The sequence below is a fragment of the Lachnospira sp. genome (assembly GCF_016290755.1).
Classification (GTDB): Bacteria; Bacillota; Clostridia; order Lachnospirales; family Lachnospiraceae; genus Lachnospira; species Lachnospira multipara.
The window spans coordinates 1-4312 of sequence record NZ_JAEEVD010000091.1; the positions used below are offsets into that span (position 1 = coordinate 1).

The 4312-nt window shown below is 36.6% G+C and carries 3 protein-coding genes; 1 reads left to right on the top strand and 2 read right to left on the bottom strand.

The features are described 5' to 3' along the window. A partial coding sequence (locus tag QVA17_RS12255) for a PEP/pyruvate-binding domain-containing protein (protein WP_287389265.1) occupies nucleotides 1-980 on the bottom strand: 980 nt, incomplete at its 3' end. 347 nt (nucleotides 981-1327) lie between these two features. On the opposite strand from QVA17_RS12255, the gene QVA17_RS12260 reads away from it, so the two are divergent. Further along, on the top strand, nucleotides 1328-1507 hold the full coding sequence (locus QVA17_RS12260) for a DUF4250 domain-containing protein (protein ID WP_031555340.1): 180 nt from the start codon (nucleotides 1328-1330) through the stop codon (nucleotides 1505-1507). 253 nt (nucleotides 1508-1760) lie between these two features. Here the strand turns inward: QVA17_RS12260 and clpB are convergent, their stop codons facing one another. Beyond that, on the bottom strand, nucleotides 1761-4310 hold the full coding sequence (gene clpB, locus QVA17_RS12265) for an ATP-dependent chaperone ClpB (protein ID WP_287389270.1): 2550 nt from the start codon (nucleotides 4308-4310) through the stop codon (nucleotides 1761-1763). Nucleotides 4311-4312 lie beyond the last annotated feature (2 nt).

Consider the following 4312-nt stretch of genomic DNA (forward strand, 5'->3'; position numbering starts at 1 on the left):
GCCTCTACTGTAAATTCCATATCCTGCATATCCTTGTAGTGATTTTCAAGGATTTCGCACACTTCCTTAAACTGCTTAAAGGCCTCTGGGAATTTTTCTTCCATCTCACTAATATGCATTGGTGTACGAACACCGGCAACAACATCCTCACCCTGTGCATTAGTTAAAAACTCACCAAACAAACCCTTAGCTCCTGTTGCTGGATCTCTTGTAAATGCAACACCTGTACCACAGTCATCACCCATATTACCAAATGCCATGGATTGCACATTTACAGCAGTACCCCATGAGTAAGGAATATCATTGTCCCTTCTATATACATTTGCTCTAGGATTATCCCAAGATCTAAACACAGCCTTAATTGCGCCAAAAAGCTGTTCTTTTGGATCATCTGGGAAATCAGAACCTATCTTATCCTTGTATTCTTTCTTAAAGCTTTCGGCAAGTTCCTTTAAGTCATCGGCAGTTAAATCAACATCCTGCTTAACCCCTCTCTTTTCCTTCATCTTGTCAATAAGCTCTTCAAAATATTTCTTACCAACTTCCATTACAACATCTGAATACATTTGAATAAATCTTCTATAACAGTCCCAAGCCCATCTTGGATTGTTAGACTTACGAGCAATTACCTCGACTACCTCCTCGTTAAGTCCAAGATTAAGTATTGTATCCATCATACCTGGCATTGAAGCTCTAGCACCAGAACGAACAGAAACAAGAAGCGGATTTTCCTTATCTCCAAATTTCTTGCCAGTTATCTCTTCCATCTTTAAGATATACTCTTCAATCTGGCCCTTAATCTCATCATTGATTTCTCTTCCATCCTCATAATACTGAGTGCAGGCTTCTGTTGTAATTGTAAAGCCCTGTGGTACTGGAAGACCAATATTGGTCATTTCAGCTAAATTAGCGCCCTTACCACCAAGAAGGTTTCTCATGTCGGCTCTACCTTCAGTGAATAAATAAACCCATTTCTTCATTTTTTACCTCCATCGTAAAAAGTCATTAAAGAAATCCCCTAAATTCAACTATTCCCCAATCTTTATAGTCTCCTCTGGGTTCGTGTAAAGCGGACATTCGGAATCCGCTTCACTACTTCCTCATGAACGCAGTGGCACTGCGTTCAATATAGTTATTTAATTGTCAAATAATTATCTTTCATTAGTTTAACAAAAAATATGCTTAAATTCAATATCTTTCAGCAACAATATACATCTATTTTAGAAAAAATGAGACTACTATTTTTCATAAGTTTTTTCCTATGTAAAAATTTGCCAAAGTCCGATATTTTTGATATAAGTAAATAAGAATTAAAAAGGTGGTGAATATGTTAGAGATGCCAAAGGATCCAGTAATGTTACTTAGTTATGTAAATACACAATTAAGAGATAATTATAAAAGCCTTGATGATTTCTGCAAGGCCTTTGATATTAAAGAATCAGATTTAAAATATAAGCTTATGCTTATTGACTACGAATATGACATTAAGTCAAACCAATTCGTATAAATCTAATCTAAAGACTAATAATCTTATTAATACAAAAAGCTGAGGTCAACCATTTTGTACAGGTAATTACTTACCAAACTCATGGTCTGCCTCAGCTTTTCTAGGCAATGCCCTAAAATGTTTCGATACAACCTCTAACCCCACCTGGTTTAAGTACAGGGAATTAAAAGATTCCGTACACAAAACATTTCCTTTAATATATTATCGGATTAAAAATTTTCCTATTGAGTGCTATTTATCTAGGAAATAAGCACTAAATTTTTCTTTTGGCTACAAGGCCACTTCCATCACATTCAATAACAATAGTATCTCCTGTGTTTAAGTCTCCTGCAAGAATTAACTTAGCAACTAAAGTCTCTACTGTCTTTTGAACATATCTCTTTAATGGTCTTGCACCAAACGCAGGATCATATCCATTTTCTACAATAAAGTCCTTAGCATCATCACTTAATTCTATCTTTAGCTCCTTATCTACAAGTCGCTTATTAAGGTCATTAATTAAGAGATTAACAATACCTGAAATGTTATCCTTAGTTAAAGGCTTAAACATAATGATTTCATCAAGTCTATTAATAAACTCAGGTCTAAAGTGTGCATGAAGATCATTTGTTGCAAGCTGTCTTGCCTCATCCTTTATCTGTCCATTTTCATCAATTCCCTCAAGTAGATATTCTGAACCTATATTACTTGTCATAATAATAATTGTGTTCTTAAAATCTACTGTTCTACCAAGAGAATCTGTTACACGGCCATCATCAAGCACCTGTAAAAGAACGTTAAATACATCTGGATGTGCCTTCTCAACTTCATCAAATAAAACAACTGAATAAGGCTTTCTTCTTACTGCCTCTGTTAGCTGGCCACCCTCTTCATATCCAACATATCCTGGAGGCGCACCAATAAGTCTAGACACTGAATACTTCTCCATATACTCAGACATATCAAGTCTTACAATATTACTCTCATCATCAAAAAGACTTTCTGCTAGAGCTTTAGCAAGTTCTGTCTTACCAACACCTGTAGGTCCTAGGAAAAGGAAAGAACCAATAGGCTTTGATGGATCCTTAATTCCTGCCTTAGATCTAATAATAGCCTCTGTTACCTTAGTTACACCTTCATCCTGACCAATAACTCTCTTATGAAGTTCTCTATCAAGATTAAGAGTCTTATTTCTTTCTGTTTCAGATAACTTAGCTACTGGAATTCCTGTCCAACGAGAAATAATCTTAGCAATTTCTTCCTCAGTTACTGACTCGTGTACAAGGCTTAAGTCTCTCTCAGATAGCTTCCTTTCGGCTTCTTCAAGTCTAGCCTTAACCTCTGGTAATTTACCATATTGTAATTTAGCAGCTCTCTCTAAGTCATAATCACGCTGTGCTGCCTGTAATTCCTTATTAACCTCTTCTAACTCTTCTTTGATCTTACTAACGGAATCTACAGATACCTTTTCTGCATCCCATTTAGCCTTCTTAGCATTAAATTCATCACGAAGACTTGCAAGCTCACTCTGAAGACTAGCTAATCTATCCATACTTAGTCTATCTGTTTCCTTCTTAAGCGCAGCCTCCTCAATTTCAAGCTGCATAACCTTACGCTTAAGTTCATCAAGTTCTGCTGGCATTGAATCAAGCTCAGTCTTTATCATAGCGCAGGCCTCATCCACAAGGTCAATTGCCTTATCTGGTAAAAATCTTTCGCTGATATATCTATTAGAAAGCACTGCAGCAGATACTAGAGCACCATCTGTAATCTTAACTCCGTGGAATACTTCATATCTGTCCTTAAGTCCACGTAGTATTGAAATTGTATCTTCTACTGTTGGTTCATCAACCATTACAGGTTGGAATCTACGCTCTAGAGCTGGATCTTTTTCAATGTATTCTCTGTGTTCATCAAGTGTTGTAGCACCAATGCAATGCAACTCGCCTCTAGCAAGCATTGGCTTTAACATATTACCTGCATCCATTGAACCCTCAGTCTTACCAGCGCCAACAATTGTGTGAATCTCATCAATGAAGAGAACTATCTCACCGTCTGAGTTCTTAACCTCATCAAGTACAGCCTTTAATCTCTCTTCAAATTCACCTCTATACTTAGCACCTGCAACAAGTGCTCCCATATCAAGAGCAAATATTTTCTTATTCTTTAGAGCCTCTGGCACATCTCCTGCCACAATTCGCTGAGCAAGTCCTTCAACAACCGCTGTCTTACCTACACCAGGCTCACCAATAAGAACTGGATTATTCTTAGTTTTTCGACTAAGAATTCTAATTACATTTCGTATTTCATTATCTCTACCAATAACTGGATCAAGCTTTCCATCAGCTGCTGCCTGAACTAAATCCCTTGCATACTTAGAAAGTGTATCGTAAGTTGCCTCTGGATTATCTGTTGTAACGCTTTGATTGCCACGAACGCTTGCAAGAACTGAAAGGAAAGAATCTCTAGTAATTCCATATGTCTTAAAAAGCGCCTTTAATCCCTTATTAGCATGTTTAATTAATGATAAAAATATATGCTCTACAGATACATAAGAATCCCCCATCTTCTTGGCTTCATCTTCTGCATTTATAAGTGCTTTATTAAGGTCACCACTCATGTATAACTGAACATTTCCTGATACCTTAGTCTTTCCTTTAAGTAAATCTTCAATGGCCGATAAAAATCCAGCCTTATCTATTCCCATCTTCTCAATCAGGTTACTAATAAGGCTATCCTCTACTGTCATTAAGCAGTAAAGTAAATGTTCCTGATCAATTTCCTGATTGGAATATTCGTAAGCTAACTTCTCGCAATTATTAATAC